Annotated in this window: 24 protein-coding genes, 1 other RNA gene and 2 pseudogenes; 14 read left to right on the top strand and 13 right to left on the bottom strand. The window is 63.9% G+C overall.

Annotated features, from left to right (window positions below):
- The 6 genes from Q427_RS29695 to Q427_RS03705 all read right to left on the bottom strand — a co-directional run.
- Window positions 1–166: carbamoyl-phosphate synthase domain-containing protein (locus Q427_RS29695; protein ID WP_331280530.1), on the bottom strand; the 166-nt coding region annotated here is incomplete at its 3' end.
- A 476-nt stretch (window positions 167–642) separates the two neighbouring features.
- Window positions 643–1,446, bottom strand: a complete 804-nt coding sequence (gene dapB, locus Q427_RS03685; protein WP_043511111.1) for a 4-hydroxy-tetrahydrodipicolinate reductase — start codon at window positions 1,444–1,446, stop codon at window positions 643–645.
- Between the two features lie 53 nt (window positions 1,447–1,499).
- Window positions 1,500–1,802: a HigA family addiction module antitoxin gene (locus Q427_RS03690; RefSeq protein ID WP_043511113.1), complete on the bottom strand. Its 303-nt coding sequence runs from the start codon at window positions 1,800–1,802 to the stop codon at window positions 1,500–1,502.
- Window positions 1,803–1,827: 25 nt separating this feature from the next.
- Entirely contained in the window at window positions 1,828–2,109 is a 282-nt protein-coding gene (locus tag Q427_RS03695; protein ID WP_043511115.1) for a type II toxin-antitoxin system RelE/ParE family toxin, read from the bottom strand.
- Between the two features lie 93 nt (window positions 2,110–2,202).
- Window positions 2,203–3,114 (bottom strand): DMT family transporter, encoded by a 912-nt coding sequence (locus Q427_RS03700; protein ID WP_231613384.1) that lies wholly within the window; start codon window positions 3,112–3,114, stop codon window positions 2,203–2,205.
- Window positions 3,111–3,392 carry a DUF2218 domain-containing protein gene (locus Q427_RS03705; RefSeq protein WP_043511120.1) on the bottom strand — a complete coding sequence of 94 codons (282 nt, stop codon included), beginning with the start codon at window positions 3,390–3,392 and terminating at the stop codon, window positions 3,111–3,113. Before Q427_RS03705 ends, Q427_RS03700 begins: the two co-directional genes overlap by 4 nt.
- Window positions 3,393–3,551: 159 nt before the next feature.
- Here Q427_RS03705 and Q427_RS29700 point away from each other — a divergent pair, with 159 nt between their 5' ends.
- On the top strand, window positions 3,552–4,496 hold the full coding sequence (locus Q427_RS29700; RefSeq protein WP_081785796.1) for an HNH endonuclease: 945 nt from the start codon (window positions 3,552–3,554) through the stop codon (window positions 4,494–4,496).
- A gap of 75 nt (window positions 4,497–4,571) precedes the next feature.
- On the opposite strand, the gene dnaJ is transcribed toward Q427_RS29700, so the two are convergent.
- From dnaJ to grpE, 3 genes and pseudogenes are all read right to left on the bottom strand, one after another.
- Window positions 4,572–5,726 carry a molecular chaperone DnaJ gene (gene dnaJ / locus Q427_RS03715; protein WP_043511124.1) on the bottom strand — a complete coding sequence of 385 codons (1,155 nt, stop codon included), beginning with the start codon at window positions 5,724–5,726 and terminating at the stop codon, window positions 4,572–4,574.
- Between the two features lie 106 nt (window positions 5,727–5,832).
- Complete coding sequence (gene dnaK, locus Q427_RS03720; RefSeq protein ID WP_043511127.1) at window positions 5,833–7,764, bottom strand: molecular chaperone DnaK; 1,932 nt, start codon at window positions 7,762–7,764, stop codon at window positions 5,833–5,835.
- Window positions 7,765–7,885: 121 nt separating this feature from the next.
- Window positions 7,886–8,520 (bottom strand): annotated as a pseudogene (gene grpE / locus Q427_RS03725) (nucleotide exchange factor GrpE).
- A gap of 307 nt (window positions 8,521–8,827) precedes the next feature.
- Here grpE and recN point away from each other — a divergent pair.
- Window positions 8,828–10,503 (top strand): annotated as a pseudogene (gene recN, locus Q427_RS03730) (DNA repair protein RecN).
- Window positions 10,504–10,666: 163 nt separating this feature from the next.
- Here recN and fur read toward each other — a convergent pair.
- Entirely contained in the window at window positions 10,667–11,083 is a 417-nt protein-coding gene (fur, locus tag Q427_RS03735; protein WP_043511153.1) for a ferric iron uptake transcriptional regulator, read from the bottom strand.
- A gap of 72 nt (window positions 11,084–11,155) precedes the next feature.
- Between fur and Q427_RS03740 the strand changes: the two genes are divergently transcribed.
- A complete protein-coding gene (locus Q427_RS03740) occupies window positions 11,156–11,641 on the top strand; it encodes an outer membrane protein assembly factor BamE (RefSeq protein WP_043511129.1) in 486 nt (161 codons plus the stop codon).
- A 26-nt stretch (window positions 11,642–11,667) separates the two neighbouring features.
- Here Q427_RS03740 and Q427_RS03745 read toward each other — a convergent pair whose 3' ends face one another.
- Both Q427_RS03745 and Q427_RS03750 read right to left on the bottom strand, forming a co-directional pair.
- Complete coding sequence (locus Q427_RS03745; RefSeq protein ID WP_043511130.1) at window positions 11,668–11,979, bottom strand: RnfH family protein; 312 nt, start codon at window positions 11,977–11,979, stop codon at window positions 11,668–11,670.
- Window positions 11,969–12,403 carry a type II toxin-antitoxin system RatA family toxin gene (locus Q427_RS03750; protein WP_043511133.1) on the bottom strand — a complete coding sequence of 145 codons (435 nt, stop codon included), beginning with the start codon at window positions 12,401–12,403 and terminating at the stop codon, window positions 11,969–11,971. The genes Q427_RS03745 and Q427_RS03750 overlap by 11 nt, the downstream gene beginning before the upstream one ends.
- A 128-nt stretch (window positions 12,404–12,531) precedes the next feature.
- On the opposite strand from Q427_RS03750, the gene smpB reads away from it, so the two are divergent.
- The 11 genes from smpB to Q427_RS03795 all read left to right on the top strand — a co-directional run bounded on the left by smpB (window position 12,532) and on the right by Q427_RS03795 (window position 20,623).
- Complete coding sequence (smpB, locus tag Q427_RS03755; RefSeq protein ID WP_043511136.1) at window positions 12,532–13,023, top strand: SsrA-binding protein SmpB; 492 nt, start codon at window positions 12,532–12,534, stop codon at window positions 13,021–13,023.
- A gap of 98 nt (window positions 13,024–13,121) precedes the next feature.
- Window positions 13,122–13,501: a transfer-messenger RNA gene (gene ssrA, locus Q427_RS29705) on the top strand.
- A gap of 280 nt (window positions 13,502–13,781) precedes the next feature.
- Window positions 13,782–15,011 (top strand): tyrosine-type recombinase/integrase, encoded by a 1,230-nt coding sequence (locus Q427_RS03760; protein WP_043511138.1) that lies wholly within the window; start codon window positions 13,782–13,784, stop codon window positions 15,009–15,011.
- Between the two features lie 114 nt (window positions 15,012–15,125).
- Window positions 15,126–15,815: a hypothetical protein gene (locus tag Q427_RS03765; protein ID WP_043511141.1), complete on the top strand. Its 690-nt coding sequence runs from the start codon at window positions 15,126–15,128 to the stop codon at window positions 15,813–15,815.
- 104 nt (window positions 15,816–15,919) lie between these two features.
- On the top strand, window positions 15,920–16,141 hold the full coding sequence (locus Q427_RS03770; RefSeq protein WP_043511144.1) for a helix-turn-helix transcriptional regulator: 222 nt from the start codon (window positions 15,920–15,922) through the stop codon (window positions 16,139–16,141).
- Between the two features lie 275 nt (window positions 16,142–16,416).
- A complete protein-coding gene (locus Q427_RS31960; RefSeq protein WP_197030497.1) occupies window positions 16,417–16,587 on the top strand; it encodes a hypothetical protein in 171 nt (56 codons plus the stop codon).
- Window positions 16,584–16,802, top strand: coding sequence for a hypothetical protein (locus tag Q427_RS03775; protein ID WP_043511145.1), 219 nt, complete (start codon window positions 16,584–16,586; stop codon window positions 16,800–16,802). Before Q427_RS31960 ends, Q427_RS03775 begins: the two co-directional genes overlap by 4 nt.
- A 114-nt stretch (window positions 16,803–16,916) precedes the next feature.
- Window positions 16,917–19,178, top strand: coding sequence for a hypothetical protein (locus tag Q427_RS28585; RefSeq protein WP_051496105.1), 2,262 nt, complete (start codon window positions 16,917–16,919; stop codon window positions 19,176–19,178).
- Window position 19,179: 1 nt separating this feature from the next.
- Window positions 19,180–19,509 (top strand): hypothetical protein, encoded by a 330-nt coding sequence (locus Q427_RS03785; RefSeq protein ID WP_043511148.1) that lies wholly within the window; start codon window positions 19,180–19,182, stop codon window positions 19,507–19,509.
- Window positions 19,499–20,005 (top strand): hypothetical protein, encoded by a 507-nt coding sequence (locus Q427_RS03790; RefSeq protein ID WP_043511149.1) that lies wholly within the window; start codon window positions 19,499–19,501, stop codon window positions 20,003–20,005. The genes Q427_RS03785 and Q427_RS03790 overlap by 11 nt, the downstream gene beginning before the upstream one ends.
- 78 nt (window positions 20,006–20,083) lie before the next feature.
- A complete protein-coding gene (locus tag Q427_RS03795) occupies window positions 20,084–20,623 on the top strand; it encodes a helix-turn-helix domain-containing protein (RefSeq protein WP_155833446.1) in 540 nt (179 codons plus the stop codon).
- A gap of 71 nt (window positions 20,624–20,694) precedes the next feature.
- On the opposite strand, the gene Q427_RS03800 is transcribed toward Q427_RS03795, so the two are convergent.
- On the bottom strand, window positions 20,695–21,350 hold a 656-nt coding region (locus Q427_RS03800; RefSeq protein WP_043511151.1), incomplete at its 5' end, for a DUF3387 domain-containing protein.

Raw genomic sequence — 21,350 nt, forward strand, 5'->3', positions numbered from 1 at the left:
TCAGGGTGACGATCTGCCGGGTATAGGAGGGATCGGTGAGGATTTCCTGATAGCCGGTCATGGCCGTATTGAACACCACCTCACCGCTGGTCTGTCCATCGGCACCGATGGCCGTACCGTGAAAGAGACTGCCATCTTCCAGGGCCAGTATCGCGGGTTTGTTCAATGCGGGGCTGTTCAAGACAAGGTCCTCCCATGCTGGTGGGAGCCTGAGGGGCGCAGGCTCCGCGGCTATCGTCACTGCGACAGATTCGGCTCGTAAAAAAGCGGGACGAAGCCGATAGAAAAACCGGTTTCATCCCGCTTGTTGTCATATTCATCGGGGGCTGGCCAACGCAACAAGCGCGCAGTGATGACTGCTGTTTTCAGGCGCCCGGCCAAAATTTTAGAGATTTTACAGGATTCTCCTCTCTTCGACCACCCCTGGCGACGTATAAGCGAAGTCGCCAGTGAGGGGCGCCGGGGGCGGCCGAAGAGGAGGCGCTGCAAGTCCAATCTTCGGCGCTACATTTGGCTCATCGCAGACTGGCATGCAATGCCAAGGGTTCTCATGGCCACACTGTCGGAGCAGCTTTAGCTCGCGACTGGAGGCTGCAAGCCTCCCGGCGGTGTTGCCTATGTTGGTGGCGAATCACCTGATATTCACAAACCCAGCACGTCCTGCATGTCATACCGCCCATTGGGCTGGTCGGCCACCCAGCGCGCCGCCCGCACCGCCCCCTTGGCGAAGGTCATGCGGCTGCTCGCCTTGTGGGTGATCTCGATGCGCTCGCCCTCGGTGGCGAACATCACCGTATGCTCGCCGACGATATCCCCGGCGCGCACCGTGGCGAAGCCGATCTCCTTGTCCGTGCGCGGCCCGCACTGACCCTCCCGGGCGAAGACCCCGTGCTCCTTGAGCGTACGCCCGAGGCTTTCGGCCACCACCTCGCCCATTTTCAGCGCGGTGCCCGAGGGGGCGTCCACCTTGTGGCGATGGTGCGCCTCGATCACCTCGATATCGTAGCCCTCGTCGCCCAGCGCCCGGGCCGCCGTCTCGAGCAGCTTCAGCGTGAGATTCACCCCGACGCTCATGTTGGGCGCGAAGACCAGCGGCATCCTGTCCCGGTAGGCGTCGAGGGTGGCCAGCTCCTCGTCGTCGAGGCCGGTGGTACCGATGACGATCCGCTTGCCATGCTTGGCGCAGAACGCCAGGTTGGACAGTGTGACCTGAGGGCTGGTGAAGTCGATCAGCACGTCGAAGTCCTCGACGATGGCGTCGAGCGAGTCCACTGCGGTCACGCCCAGCCTGCCGACACCCGCCAGCTCGCCGATATCGGCACCGGCCAGCGAACTGCCCGGCTCGACGATACCGCCGGCCAGGGTGGCTCCGGCGTCCTGCTGCACGGCGTTGACCAGGGTGCGGCCCATGCGGCCGGCGACACCGACGATGGCGATACGGGTCATGCGGACTCCTGAACTGTCATGGCATTGGGAATGGCGTGGAGTATACCAGAGCCTCAGGCCGCATCTCGCGGCGATACGCTGCGCTCGATCTCCTCACCATGGTCGAGCTCGACTCTCTTGAGGTCATGCGCTGCCTGAAGGTTCAGCCACGACTGGGCATCACCACCGAAATAACGCGCCAGACGCAGGGCCGTATCCGCCGAAATCGCGCGGCGCTCCTTGACGATCTCGTGCAACCGGGTCGAGGGCACGCGCAGCTCACGCGCCAGGGCGTTGACGCTCATCCCCAGCGGCTCCAGATAGTCCTCCCGCAGCACCTCGCCTGGGTGGATAGGCCGCATGCCGTTCTTGATCATGATGGCAACTCCTGCTCGACAGAGGTCAGTGATAATCCACGATTTCGACATCGAAAGCGGCGCCGTTCTCGAAGCGAAAGCAGATTCTCCACTGACCGTTGATACGAATGCTGTACTGCCCCTGCCTGTCACCGCGTAGCGCCTCTAGACGGTTGCCGGGTGGCGAGCGCAAGAAATCCAGCGTGGCCGCCGAATCCAGCAGCTGCAGCTTACGCTCAGCCTGGCGCCGGAAGGGGCGAAATGCGTTGGCGCACCCCGCTCCCTCGAAAAGTCGCTGCGCTCGCTTGCAAGCAAAGGACTCGATCATTTCACCACGATATTACGCGCCGCGTTATACGTCAAACAGAACTTCCCGCCTGGCGGGACGACACCCGGCAGCGAACCGCCGCGGCCCAGTGGCTCATGACGGCGCTTCGCTGCGACCGTTGCGCAGCAGCAGCGCGATGGCCGTCAGCACCAGCAGGCTGCCCGGCAGCCAGTGCCAGCCGATCAGCGCCGGCGCCTGGACGAACAGCAGCAGCATGGAGACGAAGGGCACCAGGTAGCCGTAGGCGGTGACGGCACCGGGGGTCAGTGCCGAGGTGGCCCGCTGCATCAGCCAGAAGGTGAGGGCGCTGGAGAACAGCCCCAGGTAGGTCACCAGCAGAAGGTCCTGCCAGCGCATCGACGCAAGCTCGGCGACGGGCTCTATCGCCAGCCCCAGCAGGCCGATCCATACCCCGCCCAGCCCCAGACTCCAGAAGGTACGCACCGAGGCCGCCTCCGGCAGCCAGCCATGGGCGAGCCCCCACTTGCTCAGCACCGGGTAGAGCGCCGAGGAGACACAACCCAGGAAGAACACCGCCTCGCCGATACCGAACTGGAGCCCTTCGCCATGCCCCATCGACTCGGCAACGGCCAGCCCCAAGGCCCCCATGGCGCCCAGTGCGAGAATCGCCGGCAGCTGCCAGGTCAGCCGCTCGACGCGAAAGCCGAGCCCCAGCAGGAAGGCCAGCAGCGGCACAGTGACATAGAGCGTCGACATGGAGAGCGCGGTGGCATGGTGCGCCGCCCAGAACATGGCGCCGAAGAAGCCAGCCAGGCAGAGCCCCATCAGGCTATAGAGGGGGAGCAGCCGCCAGGAGGGCAGGAAATCGGCGGCACGTCGCGCCAGCCACCATAGCCCGGCGCAGGCGATGGCGAAGCGCAGCGCGGTGAGCGACAGTGGCGGCAGCTGGCTCATCAGCTCGACGGCGGGAAACGACAGCCCTACCAGCACCGCCCACAGCAGCATGCCCAGGTGGGCGGCCCGGGGCGACGCCGTTGCGTTCAATTTTCCCAGACGATGACCAGCTCCTCGTCACCCGCCATGCGCTGAAGGTGGGCATCCAGCACACCCTCCAGGCGGTCGAGGCCCTCCTCCTCCAATGCCTCGAGGGCCACCACCAGCTTGTCCGGCCCGGCCTGCATCAGGCAGGAGCCCTCCTCGAACACCACCCGGCTCTCGGACTCGCCCTGCACCACCTCCAGCTTGTGGGCCCAGTGCTTGCACAGCCGGTTCATCAGCTTCGCCGCTGACCCGGTGGCGATTTCCGTTCGCGACATCGGCATGGCGACCTCCCTTCGTTTTCGATTGAACGCCTAGATTAGGACGATCCAGGCAGACAATGCCAGCCCAGAGCCTGGCGAACGCCGTGTTCGACAAAACGGACCATGGACTCGACGTGATAGGCTTGACCATCCGCTTACAATGCGAAAAAGAGAGACGGCATGAACCCGACCCTCAAGTGCCTGACACGGCTACGAGTGGGCCACAGCAGTGGTGCGCCGGCCGCCAATAAGCCGTGCCTAATTCTCGCGCTGATTTGTGAGATCCAGGCGGGTCATATCGCCTCAAACCGAATCCCTATCGATACTCGACTGGTATCGCGTTACTGCGAGCTCTACGAAATCGCAACCGGCGAGCGACGCAAGGCCAACCCATGGTTACCGTTATGGCACCTATCATCGGCTGCAGGGCCGACAGGCCCCCTATGGGCACCGGTATTCCACGACTCGATTAGAACGCACGCCAAACAGCTCGGCCAGCCAAAGTCGATGAGTGATATCGAGCACCGCTTTGTTACCGCCAACCTGGATAGCGCACTTTTTCGCGCAGCACAGGATAAGCCTTTGGCTTTTGAAGCCGCTGCCGTAGTGATAAGCCAATACTTTGGGCACTCCCCAGCCGCACAGCAAGCGCTTCACGACTACCTTGACCTGGCTTTTTCAAGCGGCGAATACGAAAAGAACCCCGAAAAGCTTACAGAAGGAATACACGAACCCAGTCAGCTTCAGGCACGCTCCGCTGCCTTCCGCTCCCTGGTGCTGGAGGCCTACGATTACCGCTGCTCCGCGAGCCGGCTGCGCTACATTACTCCCGACTACCGCTACCTGGTCGAGGCTGCACACCTGGTCCCCTTCGCCGAAAGTCAGGACGACCATCCGACGAACGGCCTGGCACTCACTCCCAACCTGCATTGGGCCATGGACAACCACCTGATTGCCCCCGGCCCCGACTATCACTGGCATTTAAGCCCTGCCATCGACGCCCTGGTCCCTGACAATCGCTGGCTCTGCGAACTGGACGGAAAGCCCCTGATACTGCCACGCGACTCGCAATGGCATCCGGCCACGGAGGCACTGGAATGGCGCCTGGCCAATCTGCAACGTTAATTCCGCCTTCCTGAACACGACAAGACCCCGGCTCCTTGCGGAGGCCAGGGTCTCATTACAGCACAGCCTGCAGTGTTACGGCTTCATATCCTCGAAGAACCTCTTCACGCCGTCGAAGAAGCCGCTCTTCTTGGGCGAGTGGTGGGCGCTGTTGGTGCCCCCCAGGCTCTCCTGGAGCTGGCGCAGCAGCTCCTTCTGCTCTTCGTTGAGGTTGACCGGGGTCTCGACCACCACCTTGCACAGCAGGTCGCCGGGAGGGCCGCCGCGCACCGGCTTGACGCCCTTGCCACGCAGGCGGAACAGCCGGCCGGTCTGGGTTTCGGCCGGGATCTTGAGCTTGACCCGACCGTCCAGCGTCGGCACTTCCAGCTCGCCGCCCAGGGCGGCGTCGATGAAGTTGATCGGCACCTCGCAGTGCAGGTGCTTGCCGTCGCGCTGGAAGATATGATGCGACTTGATCGCCACCTGGACGTAGAGATCGCCGGGCGGGCCGCCGTTGATGCCGGACTCGCCCTCGCCGTTGAGGCGAATGCGATCGCCGGTATCCACACCTGCGGGGATTTTCACCGACAGGGTGCGGGTCTCGCGCACTCGGCCCTCGCCGTGGCACTTGTGGCAGGGCACCTTGATGTGCACGCCGCTGCCGTGGCAAGTGGGGCAGGTCTGCTGCACGGCGAAGAAGCCCTGCTGCATGCGCACCTGGCCATGCCCGTTACAGGTGGGGCAAGTCTCCTTGCTGGAACCCGGCTCGGCGCCCTGGCCGTCGCAGCGGTCGCACTCGATGTGGCGCGGCACGCGGATATCGACGGTGGTGCCGGAAACCGCACTCTCCAGGTCGAGCTCCAGGTTGTAGCGCAGGTCGCTACCGCGCTGGGGCGCGTGAGGGCTGCGCCGACCGCCGCCACCGCCGAAGATGTCGCCGAAGACGTCGCCGAAGATGTCGCTGAAGCCACCGGCCCCCGCGCCACCACCGAAGCCGCCGCCACCGAAGCCGCCGGCCTGGCCGTCGACGCCGGCATGGCCGAACTGGTCATAGGCGGCACGCTTCTCGCTGTCGCTCAGGATCTCGTAGGCTTCGGAGACCTCCCGAAAACGCTCGGCCGAGCTTTCGTCATCCGGGTTGCGGTCCGGATGGTATTTCTGTGCCAGGCGTCGGTAGGCCTTCTTGATCTCTTTCGTGTCGGCCCCGCGCTCGACGCCGAGCACTTCGTAATAATCGCGTTTGGACATGGGTCCATGCGCCTCCTGGTCTAGGCAGTTATCGCCTGATCCGCGGAAACGGCAACGCGGGAGTCATCCCCCCGCGCTGCCGTCGGCCGTGGCATACCCTCGACGATTACGGCTTCTTCTGGTCGTCGTTGACTTCTTCGTATTCCGCGTCGACCACGTCCTCGTCCGGCTTGCCGGCGTCTTCGCCGCCTTCACCGCCACCCTGCTGGGCCGCCTCGGCCTGGGCTGCGTACATCTTCTGAGCCAGGTTGCCGGAGGCTTCGGTCAGCTTGTCGAGCTTGGCCTGGATGTCGTCCTTGTCATCCCCCTTGATGGCCTCCTCGAGCTCCTGGGCGGCGCTCTCGATGGCCTCCTTTTCCTCGTCGCTGGCGTGCTCGCCGGCCTCCTGAACCGTCTTGCGGGCGGCGTGGATCATGCCGTCGGCCTGGTTGCGCAGCTGCACCAGCTCCTCGAACTTCTTGTCCTCGTCGGCGTGGGCCTCGGCGTCGCGAACCATCTGCTCGATCTCGTCGTCGGTCAAGCCGCTGGAGGCCTTGATGACGATCGACTGCTCCTTGCCGGTGGCCTTGTCCTTGGCGGACACGTTGAGGATGCCGTTGGCGTCGAGATCGAAGGCGACCTCGATCTGCGGCACGCCGCGGGGCGCCGGCGGGATGTCGGCCAGGTCGAAGCGACCCAGCGACTTGTTGCCGCCCGCCTGCTTGCGCTCGCCTTGCAGCACGTGGATGGTCACGGCGGTCTGGTTGTCATCCGCGGTCGAGAAGGTCTGGGTCTTCTTGGTCGGGATGGTGGTGTTCTTCTCGATCAGCGGGGTCATCACGCCGCCCAGGGTCTCGATGCCCAGGGTCAGCGGGGTCACGTCGAGCAGCAGCACGTCCTTGACGTCGCCGCCCAGCACGCCGCCCTGGATCGCCGCACCCACGGCCACGGCCTCATCCGGGTTGACGTCCTTGCGCGCTTCCTTGCCGAAGAAGTCGGCGACCTTCTTCTGCACCATGGGCATGCGGGTCTGGCCGCCCACCAGGATCACGTCGTCGATCTCGGAAGCGGACAGGCCGGCATCGGCCAGCGCGGTCTTGCACGGCCCCAGCGAGTGCTGGACCAGGTCTTCCACCAGCGACTCCAGCTTGGCCCGGGTCACCTTGACGTTCAGGTGCTTGGGACCGGTGTTGTCGGCGGTGATGTAGGGCAGGTTGACGTCGGTCTGCTGGGCGCTGGAGAGCTCGATCTTGGCCTTCTCGGCGGCTTCCTTGAGGCGCTGCATGGCCAGGTTGTCGCCGGAGAGGTCGATGCCGCTGTCGGACTTGAACTGATCCACCAGATAGTTGATCAGGTGCATGTCGAAGTCTTCGCCACCCAGGAAGGTGTCACCATTGGTGGCCAGCACTTCGAACTGGGTCTCGCCGTCGACATCGGCTACCTCGATGATGGAGATATCGAAGGTACCACCGCCCAGGTCATAGACCGCGATGGTCTTGTCGCCGCGCGCCTTGTCCATGCCGTAGGCCAGGGCCGCCGCCGTGGGCTCGTTGATGATGCGCTTGACCTCGAGGCCGGCGATGCGGCCGGCATCCTTGGTGGCCTGGCGCTGGCTGTCGTTGAAGTAGGCCGGCACGGTGATGACCGCCTCGGTGACTTCCTCACCCAGGTAGTCTTCCGCTGTCTTCTTCATCTTCTTCAGCACTTCGGCGCTGACCTGCGGCGGAGCCAGTTTCTTGCCCTTCACTTCCACCCAGGCGTCGCCATTGTCGGCCTCGACGATGCCATAGGGCACCATCTTGATGTCCTTCTGGACGACGTCGTCCTTGAAGCGACGGCCGATCAGGCGCTTGATGGCGTACAGGGTGTTCTCGGGGTTGGTGACCGCCTGGCGCTTGGCCGACTGCCCCACCAGGATCTCGCCATCATCGGTGTAGGCGATGATGGAAGGCGTGGTGCGAGTCCCTTCGGCGTTCTCGATCACCTTGGCACTGTCGCCGTCGAGCACGGCCACACAGGAGTTGGTGGTCCCCAGGTCAATACCGATGATGCGTCCCATAGGAAATCCTCGAAAAGTCGTTGCTTGAATTCGTCTCTGCGGCGCTTGCCGCGGGGTTGTCGTCTATCTGGGGGGCAGTGTCTGGTTTTTCAAGTCCTGCCCCCGTTTCCGATGCGCTAACTCAGCCGGCGGCCTGACTGACCACCACCATGGCCGGGCGCACCAGGCGGCCGTTGAGCAGGTAGCCCTTCTGCATCACTTCCATCACGCTGTTGGGCTCGAGCTCGGGTTGGGCACCATGGCCATGGCCTCATGGTACTGCGGGTCGAAGGGTTCGCCCTGCGGGTCTACCGACTCGACGCCGAACTTGCCCAGCACGTCGTGCTGCATCTTCAGCGTCATGGCCACCCCCTCGCGGTGGGCCTCGCTGGCTTCCTCGCCCATGGCCTCCAGTGCCTTCTCGAGACTGTCGACCACCGGCAGCAGCTCCTTGACGAACTTCTCGAGGGCAAACTTCCGCGCCTTCTCGGCCTCCTGCTCGGCGCGTCGGCGCACGTTCTGTGCCTCGGCAGCCGTGCGCAGCACCTGGTCCTTCGCTTCGGCCAGGCTCTGCTCCAGTTCCTCGACCTGGGCGGCCAGCATCTCGGCCTCGGGGTTGTCGCCCACTTCGGCCGGCTCGACCAGGGCCTCGGCCTCGTCGGCCGACTCGATGGCGGCATCTTCCAGCTCGCCCTCCACCGGCTGCTGCTGGGGCTCAGCCTCTTCTTCGCGCCTTGCCAGTTCGTCGTCCAGCGGGGTCTGGGATTCTTTAGCCATGAACATCTCCTGAAACGGTGTATCGGCCCCGCGGGCCGAACAGGATTCGGGTTGGCGATAGCATCGCAATCTGCCGCCTATATGGGGGCCATGGCCAAAATCTCAAGATAAAACACCCAAGGAATTGACGCGTGCATTGAGAGAGGTGGTGTTCTACTGTATAAAAACTCAATAAAGGTGTATGGATATCCAGCCTATCGCTCAGGCCAGCTATCGAGACGCGCTGACGCGACCGACTATCGCGAAGTGCTATCGCGAGGTGCTATCGACAGCCAAGGCGAACGAGAGCCAAGGCACCGGAGGAAAGATGCTGACCCAGCTTGCCATTCGTGACTACGCCATCGTCGAACGCCTCGACCTGGAACTTGCCGGCGGCATGACCGCCATTACCGGCGAAACCGGGGCCGGGAAGTCGATCCTGCTCGGCGCCCTGGGACTCTGTCTGGGCGAACGCGCCGACGCCGGCAGCATTCGCCATGCTGCGAGCGGGCCGACCTCAGCGCCCGCTTCGATATCGCCGCACTGCCCAAYGCCCGAGCCTGGCTGGAGGAGCGCGAGCTGCCCGTCGATGACTGCCTGCTGCGGCGGGTCGTCACCGCAGGGGGGCGCTCCAAGGCGTGGATCAATGGCCAGCCGGCCACCATCGCCGACCTCAAGGCGCTGGGCGAGCATCTGGTGGAAATCCACGGCCAGCACGCCCATCAGGCACTGCTGCGTGAGGAAACCCACCTGCGCCTGCTCGACGACTTCGCCGGCCAGCGCTCGGAAGTGGCCGAACTGACCGAGACCTTCCGAAGCTGGCAGGCCACCCGCCGGCGGCTCAAGCGGCTGGCCGAGAGCGGTGACGAAGTGCAGGCACGGCGGCAGCTCCTGCGTTACCAGGTCGAGGAGCTGGAGAGCCTGGCCCTGGGGGGTGACGAGCTGGCGAGCCTGGAACGCGAACAGGAGCAGCTCGCCCATGCCGAGGAGACCCTGCGCGAGGCCCAGTTCGYCGCCGACTGTTGCGACAGCGACGAGGGCGGCGCGCTATCGCTGCTGCATCAGGCAACCAGCCGCCTCGGCGTGCTGCCGGGGCATGCCCAGGGGGGGCTGGCCGAGGCGCTTGGCATGCTGGGCGAGGCACGCATCCAGATCGAGGAGGCCGCCCGTGAGCTGCACCGCTTCGTCGATACCACGGAGCTGAACCCCGAACAGCTGGCCTGGGTGGAGTCGCGGCTGAGCGAAGTCCACCGTATCGCTCGCAAGCATCACGTCATGCCCGAAGAGCTGCCCGCCCTGCACCGGCGGCTGCAGGCCGAGCTGGAGAGCCTCGAAGGCGGCGAGCACGACCTGGAAGCACTGCGCGCCGAGGTGGAGGCCCTGCGCGACACCTGGCGGCAGCGAGCCCGCAGCGTCAGCGAGGCGAGACAGAAGGCGGCTACCCGGTTCGGCAAGGCGGTACAGGAGCAATTGGCCTTCCTGGCCATGGGCAAGGCGCGCTTCGAGGTCGAGGTACAGCCCCGCGAGGTGCCTGCCGCCGATGGCCTGGAGGGCATTCGCTTCCTGATCAGCGCCAATCCCGGCCAGCCGCCTCGCCCGCTCTCCAAGGTGGCCTCCGGCGGTGAGCTGTCGCGCATCAGCCTGGCGATTCAGGTGGTGGCGGCACGCCACTCGACCATTCCCAGCCTGATCTTCGACGAGGTGGATGTCGGCGTCTCGGGCGCCACCGCCGAGATCGTCGGCCAGCTGCTGCGGCGGCTTGGTACCGGCGGACAGGTCATGACCGTGACCCACCTGCCCCAGGTGGCGGCCCAGGCCCACCACCACCTGCATATCGAAAAGCAGGCCAAGCGCAACTCCACTCAGACACGCATGGCGCTGCTCGACGAGGCCGGACGGGTAAGCGAGCTGGCACGCATGCTGGGCGGCGTGAACCTCTCCGACCGCACCCTGGCCCATGCCCGGGAGATGCTCGACGCCAGCCAGCAGAACGCACACCACTGAGCGCCACTCTCTGGGCACTATCCGCTAAGCACGATCCACCGTCACAGACGAAACTCCACCGTCACAGACGACAGCGACCCCGCACCTTGCGGAGCGGGGTCGCTATCAAGCGCGCCAAAGCGGCCAGGCTATGTCCGGGACACTGGTGGGCCTTGCCGGCGGATCAGACGGCGCCGCGGGGGCGCACGTAGAGCACCAGGGCGTGATCGACGAGCTCGAAGCCATGCTCTTCGGCGATCTCTTTCTGGCGGCGCTCGATGGTCTCGTCGAAGAACTCGATGATTTCACCGCTATCCAGACACACCATGTGATCATGGTGCTCTTCCTGGGAAATCTCGAACACGGCGTGGCCGCCATCGAAATTGTGGCGCACCACCAAGCCGGCCGACTCGAACTGGGTCAGCACACGATAGACGGTGGCCAGGCCCACATCCTCGCCGGCTTCAAGCAGTGACTTGTAGACATCCTCGGCGCTCAGGTGGTGCTGACCCGTGGCATTCTCGAGGATCTGCAGGATCTTCACGCGGGGCAAGGTGACCTTGAGGCCCGCCTTGCGCAGTTCATGGTTCTGGTCGGCCATGTTCGCTCTTCGCAGTATCAGGTAGGGTCGGGTATGATCGACCGAATCCACGATAGTGAAGAACGGACCCAAATGCAAAAGCTGATCAAGACCGCCACCCTTATCCTCGCCCTGACTCTGATCAGTGGCTGTGTGTACAAGCGCGACCTGGCCCAGGGAAATTACATTACCGAGGGCATGGTCGAGCAGCTGCAGCCCGGCATGAGCCGCGACCAGGTCGTGGGTGTCATGGGGAGCCCGCTGCTGGAAGCGCCTTTCGACGCCAACCAGTGGGACTACATCTTCCGCCTCGACAAGGCGTATGGCGGTGTCCAGCAGCGCCGCGTGACGCTGACCTTTGCCAACGACCGCCTGGTCGATATCAATCAGCGAGGCGACCTGTCCGAGGATATCCAGCTCCGCACCCAGGACGACGTTGGCCCAGCCGTCGATGGCGCCAGCCCCATGGGAGAGCTGCCGGAGACCCAGCCGGAAGCCGCGCCTCGCTCCGCCCCGGATGCAGGGGGCACCCTCCCGCGCGGTGGCGAACCGGCCACGTCAGAGCCGCTGGAACTCTAAGCGGGGCCCGGGGAAATGGAGTCAGGCTACTGCCGAGTGCGTGCCGCGCGCTCGGCACGTGCCGCCTTGGGGTCGATCTCCAGCGGGCGGTAGACTTCGACCCGATCCCCTTCCCGCAGCACTTGCGTGTCAGGGTCGCGGACCGGCTTGCCGAAGATGCCCAGGTCGCCCCGCTCGAAGATGTCGGGCGCCACCTCGGGGAAATGCCTGGCCAGTTCGGCCTGGGTCACGGCCTGGCGCACCGTGGTGCCCTGGGCCACCTCCAGCTCCACGATGCGCTGCCTCGCGGGCAGTGCAAAGGCCACTTCGACGTGGAGACGCCCTTCGCTAGCGGCCATAGACGTCATCGGCCCGGCGCGTGAAGGAGTCCACCAGCTGCCCGGCCACCTGCTGGAACAGCTTGCCGAAAGCCATGCCGAGCAGGCGATTGGCAAATTCGAACTCGAGCTCCAGGCTGACCTTGCAGGAGTCCTCGCCCATGGGCAGGAACAGCCAGCGGCCGCGCAGACGCTTGAAGGGACCGCTCACCAGCGACATCTCGATGCGCTCGGGCTCGATCAGGTCGTTGCGGGTAGTGAAGCTCTGCTCGATGCCGGCCCGGCCCAGGGTCATTTCGCCGATCAGGTGCGAATCGTCGCGTTCGAGCAGCCGAGCACGACGGCAACCCGGCAGGAACTCCGGATAGCGCTCAAAGTCATTGACCAGTTCGAACATGTTCCGAGGAGTGTGCCGCACCAGGGCGGAACGATTGACCGTTGGCATGGAGCTCTCCGCTGACTTCACAGTGCCCAGGGCGTATCATGAGCGGTTATTTCACGCCTTGAATGGTATCACGCTTCCCCCCATATCGAAGGGGAGCTAGCCAAAGGCCGAACACGATACGAGGTACCATGGCCAACAAGAAAGCCAAGGGCAAGGGCCCAGGCAGCAGCACCATCGCCCAGAACAAGAAGGCACGTTTCGAGTATCACATCGACGAGACCTTCGAGGCGGGACTGGTTCTGGCCGGCTGGGAAGTGAAGAGCCTTCGCGCCGGCAAGGCACAGCTCACCGACACCTACATCCTGATCAAGGATGCGGAGGCGTGGCTGCTGGGCTGTCACATCATGCCGCTCAACACCGCCAGCACCCATGTGCTCGCCGACCCCACCCGCACCCGCAAGCTGCTGCTGCACCGCAAGGAGATCGCCAAGATCTTCTCGCGCACCCAGGAGAAGGGGCACACCTGCGTGCCGCTGAAGCTCTACTGGAAAGGCAACAAGGTGAAGTGCGAGCTGGCCCTGGTGACCGGCAAGAAGCTCCACGACAAGCGCGCCACCGAGAAGGACCGGGATTGGCAGCGCCAGAAGGGCCGCATCATGCGGGAACAGACCAAGGCCTGACGAGGCGCAGGGGGGAATCGATGTCTCGCGCAACGATGGAACCCACCCTGCAAACAGGTGTCACAGTACTGCCCATGCTGATATGATGGGCCTGCTACGGGGGCGACATGGCTTCGACGCCGGTGACAACCTCCTAGGTGCATGCCGAGAGCGTGATGTATCTCGTAAATCCAACATCACGACCAAATAGTCGCAAACGACGACAACTACGCTCAGGGCGCGCTGGCAGCTTAATAGCTGTTAGCTTCTAGCCCGGCCCCAAAGCGATGTGCCCATTCATCGCGGAGGGGATATGAGCTAAAGATGATGGGATCGCGGTTGACGGCGTCCTCACGCCAATCGCTAAACCTTTGAGGAATCGCGTTGCTGGATCCTGCCCGTTGGAGCCAGCTGCGTTAAATCAAAAAACGGACCTAAGCATGTAGAGCCGAAGAGCGAGTACCGGCGGACGCGGGTTCAATTCCCGCCGCCTCCACCAAACCTAGGTTTCAGGAGGTTCCACACCACTCCAGAAACCGCATGACAGGGGCCTTCGGGCCCCTTTCTTGTGTCTGGACGTTCCATGGCTTTCCTTGACATGCCCCCGCCTTAGGGGGCATATCTGGGGGCACAGCGTCGAAGCCAACTACCTGATGCCCCCAACTCCGTCAGAACCCGCGCCAGCCGGCGCCTGCCTGGCCAACGGCCTGCCCCCACACTTGGGGGCATCCGACACAGCCGTACGGGGGCATGAGGCTATCACCAGCCCGAGGTGCCCCATGAGTCGCCAGACCAACAAGCTGTCCGCCACCGCCGTGAAGATGGCCAAGCCCAGGGACAAGATATTCAGGATGGCCGATGGAGGTGGCCTCTACCTGGAGGTCTCACCGAGCGGGAGCAAATACTGGCGCATGAAGTACCGCCACGCCGGCAAGGAGAAGCGGCTGGCCATAGGCGTCTACCCGGATGTATCGCTGGTAAGGGCACGAGGAACCCGCGACGAGGCCAAGCGCCAGCTTGCCCAGGGCATCGACCCCAGCACCGCAAAGCGTCTCGCTCGCCAACAGGGGGAGCAGACTGCTGGTAACACGTTCAAGGTCGTGGCCGTCGAGTGGCTGGAGAAGGTACACCAGCATGAGGTGGTCCCTGAGCACTACCAGCGCAACAAGCGCCGCTTGGAGCGTGATGCCTTTCCGATAGTCGGTATGCGCCCCATCTCCGAGGTCACCGCGCCCGAACTACTGGGTTGCTTGCGCCGCATTGAGGACCGCGGCCATATCGAGACCGCGCATCGAGTGAAAGCACTGTGCGGCCAGGTCTTCCGGTACGGAATCTCTACCGGCCGGGTGGAGCGCGACCCAACCCCGGACCTTCGCGGCGCCCTGCGGCCCAGCAAAACCAAACACTACGCTGCTTTGACCGACCCCAAGGAGGTGGCCGAGCTGCTCCGTGCTATCGATGGCTACGGCGGCCAGCCCACCACCATCGCAGCGCTGAAGCTGGCGCCCCTGGTCTTCACTCGCCCCGGCGAGCTACGCCAGGCCCGCTGGGCCGACATCGACTTGGAGGCCTACACCTGGACCTTTGAGGCCAGCAAGACCGGGCAGCCCCTGATTATCCCCCTGCCCCACCAAGCGGTGACGATCCTGCGCGACCTGCAGGGCCTGACCGGGCGAACCGAGTTTGTCTTCCCCAGCATCCGCAGCAGCAAGCGCCCGATGAGTAACGCCACGATCAAGGCCGCGCTCGACCGGATGGGCTTCAAGGGCGAGATGACGGCCCATGGCTTCAGGGCCATGGCTCGCACGATCCTGGCCGAGCGCCTGCACTATCCAGAGCACTACATCGAGCAGCAGTTGGCGCACGCGGTGAAGGACAGCAACGGCCGCGCCTACAACCGGACCACCCACCTGGAGCAGCGGAAAGAGATGTTGCAGAGCTGGGCCGACTACCTGGACGCCCTTCGTGAAGGTGCCGACAACGTGGTGCCGATCCGCGCCGGCACCTAAGACTAGCGGCGAGCGCCGCCCCTGTTGGATGACTAGGCCGATCACCCGAAAGCATGGCCACTCCACCATGCCCGCCAGCCTATCCTTTTCCTGGAGTGCGCGAGGAGTAGCGCTATGTCCGATGACGAGCTGGAGTACAGCCTCTACATCTCTGAACACACCCAGCGTCGTAGCCACGGCCTGATTGCTGGCGAGATGGAACCCCCCCCACCGAAGCCACAGGCTGACGACCTGATGCTGACCTATGGCGATGATCGCGTCGAGATGTCTCATGGCCGCGACTTGTTGAACCAGATGACAGCCGAGCTTAGCCAGATGGCTGGATCCAATGAGGAAGACATCGCCACACATTGCATATGGCTGATACGACGGATACAGAAGGCCGCTACCGAGCAAGAGCTGGAGCCACTTAGCAATGGCCATATTCTGCTAATGCTGGGTTACTTCTACGGGAAGCTGACCATGCCAAGCAGGGAGAGTCATGCTGAGATGACACGGCATTTCATCGCAGAAATACGGCGGCAGGCCGGACCATTGAGCGTTGAGGCCGAGCGGGAGCGCGGCCGCCAGTGGATGCGAGAGCGGGCTGCCAGGATATGGGGGCAGGATCACACTCAAGAACTTCGCATCAGCGATGTAGCGGCGCAGGTACAAAGCATGATCAAAGATGAGGAAAAGGAGCGCGAGGCAATGCGCGATGAGTCTGTCAGAAAATGGCCTAGGTCTCTCGGCAAGATCAAAGAAGCTATTCGCTTGGTCGCCCCAGAGTATGCAGTGAGAGGCGGCAGACCTCCCCGAAAGTAAATCGTCCGCGCAGAAACCCCCTTTTCCTGTACAGGCGACCCGTATTTCTCTGAGCGCCCCCTTTCTAACCTTGGTCATGTAAAACAATCCGAGAGGAACCAAGCATGACCGAGAGCACCCAACCCCCTACTCTGATTCGTCGTCCCGAGGTACTGCAACGCTGCGGCATATCCAATACCACCCTCCACCGGCTCATTCATGCCGGCACCTTCCCGCGTCCCATCCGACTGACGGCGAACGGCAGAGCGGTAGCCTGGCTCGAGTCCGAGGTCGATACCTGGATCCAACAGCGCATCGAGACTAGCCGCGCTGGGGAGGGCCAGTGATGTTATTGACCGCCCCCCAACTACCGACCTATTCTAGTTCGACTGCTGTAAATCCAGCAGCCGACCTTGGCCGGTCGAATGACTCTAGGCGCACAAGCGCCACCAACATGACGGGCGCTTTTTTTATGCTCGTCATGCGCAATGGCGGCTGTGCGCGGGACACCTTCGGGTGTGCCGGGTTCCTAGAGTCCCGGTCGGCCAACCTGCGTACAGTCGCCCCCATCCGATGCTTGGCCGCATCCGGGGACGGCTCCTCAACTCTAGGAGTCTCACCCATGTTCCCTACCCGTAATCCGTCTGCACGCGCCGCCGCGCATCGAGCGATGGCGAAAGCCGCGTTGTTCTCAGACTCCAGCGCCGCCGTCCGGCTCAAGCGCTACAACCACCACATGCAGAAAGCCCGTCGCCTAGAAGCCCGCATTAGCGAGCAGGTAGGTGCGGCATGACCCCCACCGATATCGTGATGGAGACCGGCGCCCTCAGCCTGGGTAACGCCATCGACCACACCCGCTGGGCGATCCTCAAGCAGGCCCCGACCGCCTTCCAGATCACCACCGAGCATGGGGTTCTCGTGCTTTCTGATCGCGAGAAAGCCGACCTGCGGCAGTTCCTGGCCAAGCTCCTCGCTCGGCGCTTGGAGATACTGGAGGCCAGCTACTGATGTACGCCCTGTCACATGCCCTGGCCGCTTGCTGGCGCTGGCTGGCCGAGGCAACCCGACAGAAGCGCCACCCCATCAATCACCCCCACCGCCGTGAGGCGAAGGAGCAGTGATATGCAGCCCACAACGCAAAAGGCCCGGCTCTCTGAAGAGAGCCGGACCCATTACGTAGCGCCGCCAGCGCAGAGCAATGATAACACGCCCCATCCCTACCTCGAGCGTAAGGAGATCGTTCTCGATGATCTGCACGAGGTCTGCAAGGCCAGGGTGACGATCGAAGAGGGAGTGGTGAGCCGTCACGGTGCACCGGACTGGCGAAGCATGATGGTCTTCCGCGAGCTAGTGGACGCTGCCGGCGAGTCAGCTGGTTTTGAGCGCATCCTCCCGGAGAAGATCCAGAAAGCCGATGACGCCAAGGCCAGCGACAAGTTCACGACGCCTGGCAGCAAGGTCTCCGGCACCTTCACGCCCATCGGGTTCGAGCCTGCCGAGCTGCTGTCTCTGTCCGGGCCGCTGGTGGTCTGCGCCGGCCTGGCTGACGGCTACTCCATCCACCTGGCGACCGGCTACCCGGTGGCCTGCTGCGTGGGGGAGATGATGGTAGGCAGTGTGGTACGGGTACTGCGCACCGCAGCCGGGTGCGCGGACCTGCTGGCAGCGGTGGACAACGACGAGGCGGGGCGCCGCGCAGCAAGGTCTGCCGGCATCAAGTGGGTCTGCCCTGCACGGCTCAAGGACTGGAGCGACGTTCGCCAGGAGGAGGGACTCCAAGCGGTTAGGGAGCAGCTATTGGCCACCCAGGAGGTGAAGCCAGTAGTCGAGCTGGCCACGGAGGAAGACGCTAGCAGCGACAAACAATCCCAGACCGACCTGATCGTCGCATTCGTCCAGGCCTGGAACGACCTGTTCCATGATGAGAACGATGTCGCCTACGCCCGGCACCGAGGCACCGGAGAGGTTCGCGCCCTCGGCAGCCGGGCGTTCCGGCACTGGCTGACGGCGGAGTTCTACGATCAGCACGATAAGGCCGTTCGAGATCAATCGCTCCGCGAGGCCAGGATGACGCTCGAAGGTATCGCCATGAAGGAGCATCGCCCGGTGCATATCCGTGTGGCCGGCGGGAGCGGTCGCTATTGGCTCGACCTGGGCCTACCAGGGAGCAGCCGCTGCGTACATCTGCGTTCCGGTGCCTGGAGCCTGGAGGAGCAGAGCGAGCTGATGTTCTGCCGCTCGGAGAGTGCCCAGGCCCTGCCGGAGCCGTTGGCTGGCGGCAGCCTGGAGCCGCTGTGGAAGGTAGCCAACGTCCCGGAGCAGGCACGTCTCTTGGTGGTGGCCTGGCTGGTGGAGTGCCTGCGTCCCGATACGCCCTTCCCGGTGCTGGAGCTGCTGGGGGAGCAAGGCAGCGGCAAGTCTGGCACGCAATCAGCGCTGCGCCGGCTGATCGACCCCAACGCTGCCGACCTCCGAGGCGCCCCCAAGTCTGCCGAGGATCTGTTTGTGAGCGGTGGCGTCAACCACGTCATCTCCATCGAGAACGTGAGCCACCTCCCGGCGCCGCTACAAGATGCGCTGTGCGTAGTGGCAACCGGTGGCGGATTCGCCCGGCGCAAGCTGTACACCGATTCCGACGAGAGCGTCATCCAGCTCAAGCGCCCAGTGATGCTGAACGGTATCTCCGCCGCCGTTACGCAACAGGACCTGGTGAGCCGTACCGTCACGGTGGAGGTGCCGGTGATCCACGACGCTCAGGCCAAGGACAAGCTGGAAGAGGAGTTCGAGGCCAAGCGCCCGGAAATCATCGGTGCCCTGCTGAACATCGCCGCCCGCGCTCTCGAAATACTGCCGGAGATGTCGCTGCCTGCAGCACGCCGCCCTCGCCTCCTCGAGTTCGCCCTCCTCGGCATGGCAGTCGCCACGGCGATGGGGCGCGATCCGGAGGAGTTCATGCGGCAATACGATGCCGCCCGGCAGGATGGGCTCGAGCGCACCCTGGAGGCGAGCCCGGTGGCGACCGCCATCCGGGACTGGGCGGAGATCCACCCCGGCGATGTGCGCGAAGAGCCAGCCAAGCGGTGGCTGGAGATCCTGACGGACTCCAAGCCCCAGGGGTCGGATACCTGGCCGCGCTCCGCGAAGGGGTTGGGCGATGCGATGCGTAGGGCAGCACCCGCTCTTCGACAGCTGGGCATCGAGTGCCGCTGCCTCGGCAAAGGGAGCGGAGGTGTCGTGCGGTGGCGCGTGGGAATAAAAGTTCCTGAAGCGATGTCCCCAATGTCCCGAAGTCCCAAGTCTGATGCCGATAGTTGGGACATTGGGACTTCAGGGACATCGGTTCGGGAAGTTTCCTTGGGCGATGCCGACCGGGAGGTGTTCTGAGATGGCTGCTATCGACTACCTCAAGCTGCACCACCTCAATGCAGAGATCGAGAAGGGCAATCGGCTAGCCGTGTGGCCCAAGGAAAACATCACCCCCGAGGTGCGGGAGTGGATCAGGGCTCACCGCACCGAGCTACTGGAGGAGCTGGCTGCCGCCAACGACCCTGAGCCTCCCTGCTTGCCGGCAGGCGTCCGTGTGGCGTGGACGATCCGCGTGGGAAGCAAGCGCCTGGTGCTGGCCGGTGTCCCATACACCCGAGAGCAGGCCCATCGGGCTGCCCAGGCTCGCTGGCCTGGCGCTGACGTGGAGGTGCTGACCGATGCTGATTGACGAAGCCCTCCATGAAGCCCGCCGCCTTCAGGCCAGCCTGCGCGCGATGAACGTTGATCAGGCCGCCCTGGATGAGGCCGATCTGCTCTGCCGTGCTCTACAGCATGATCCTGTCGAAAACGTGGTGCCGTTCGCCCTCGACGCGCTGGAGCGCGTTGATAGCCACCTGCCGTCGGGCACGCTCGCCGGACTGGTCAGGGTGCGGATCAGGAGCCTGGTCGGCACCCTTCAGACCCTCAGCGAACGCCGCGACCGGACAGAGATCACCCACGGCGCGGTACTGACGAAGCAGGCACTGCAGCAGGCTGCCAGCAACGGCGTTGGAGCAGGCTGCCTCAGCCCCTCTCAGGCATGGGCAGCCTGGAAGCTGGCGATCCCGGTGGAACGCCTGCAGCGGCCTCTCCCGGCTCGCGTCGTGGCAGTGCTGGACCGGGTCAGTCGCTTTGAAAACCCTGGCAAAGATCTGATAGGGGAAGCTCGACCAATCGCCAGATGACGGGTCCATCTACCATTGACGACCACCGGCCCCAGCGTAAGCTGGGGCTACCACCATGCCATCCGGGAGGATCGCACCATGAGCAAGTACGACTGGGAAGCTATCGAGCGTGATTACCGCGCCGGCCACCTGTCCATCCGCCACCTCGCCGATAAACACGGCATCCCCGAATCAACCGTTCGTAGCAAGGCCAAGAGCCTGGGCTGGGAGCGGGATCTTACCGAAGCCGTCCGCACCGCGACCCGAGCCAAGCTCTCGCGCAGCTCGCGCACGGATCTCGCGCACAGCGATGATGCGCGAATTGTACAGGCGGCCAGCGACGACGCCGCCTCGATCGTCGAGGCTCACCGCAAGTCCATCGGTCAGTGGCGAAGGATCGCCGAGCGCCTGGCCCAGCACCTGGCCACCATGGAGGTCTCGGACGACAACCACGACAAGTATGCCCGCAGCCTGAATGCTGGCATCGACGCCCTGATGAAGGTCGTGAAGGGGGAGCGGCAAGCCTATCAGCTCGACGAAGGGCAGGAAACCAACCCCGAGGGCCCCTACGCACATCTGAGTGACGAGGAGTTGCATACTCGGATTTGCGAGCTGACCAAGAAGCTGGGTTACATCTAACCCGTCAACAAGTTAGTTCTTCGCCTCGGATGAATGCCCGCTGTACTTTACAGGTCATTCATCCGGCCACATTAACTAACAACGCCCTCCGCCATCAGCTCAGCCTGTCGAATAACGAGCTGGGTAGCTGCCTCCTGGGCATCGGGTGGATACCCATACTTAGCCAACAGGCGCCGCACGGTTCTCCTCATATCAGCCCGCACCGTATCGCGCTGAGTCCAGTCCAGGGTCGCTTTGGCCTTAATGCGATCTGCCAGTTCATGGGCAATTCGGCGCAGCGTGTCATCGGCGATGACCTCGCGGGCGGATTCGTTACTGGCGAGCGCGTCGTAGAATGCCAGCTCGTCTTCCGACAGGCCGGTTTCCTCGCCGCGATGCACAGCATCGCGGATGGTGCGAGCCAGACCGATGAGCTCTTCGATCACCTGAGCCGTAGTGATCGCGCGGTTGGTGTATCGCGTAAGCACGGCCTCCAATGATTCCCGAAAGCCCTGAGACTGTACGATGTTGACTCGCTCACGGCTTTTTATCTGATCATTCAGCAACTTTCGCAGCGTCTCCAGGGCCAGGTTCTTTTGCGGCATGCCGGCCAACTGGCCGAGAAATTCTTCCGAGAGTATGCCAACGTCCTGCCCGCCGAGTCCGGCCGCCTGGAACAGGTCGATCACGCCATCCGAGGCAATGGCGCCCGAGAGGACCTGCCGTACCGCAGCCCGGTTGTCCGCGG

It is taken from the genome of Halomonas sp. BC04, assembly GCF_000568385.1.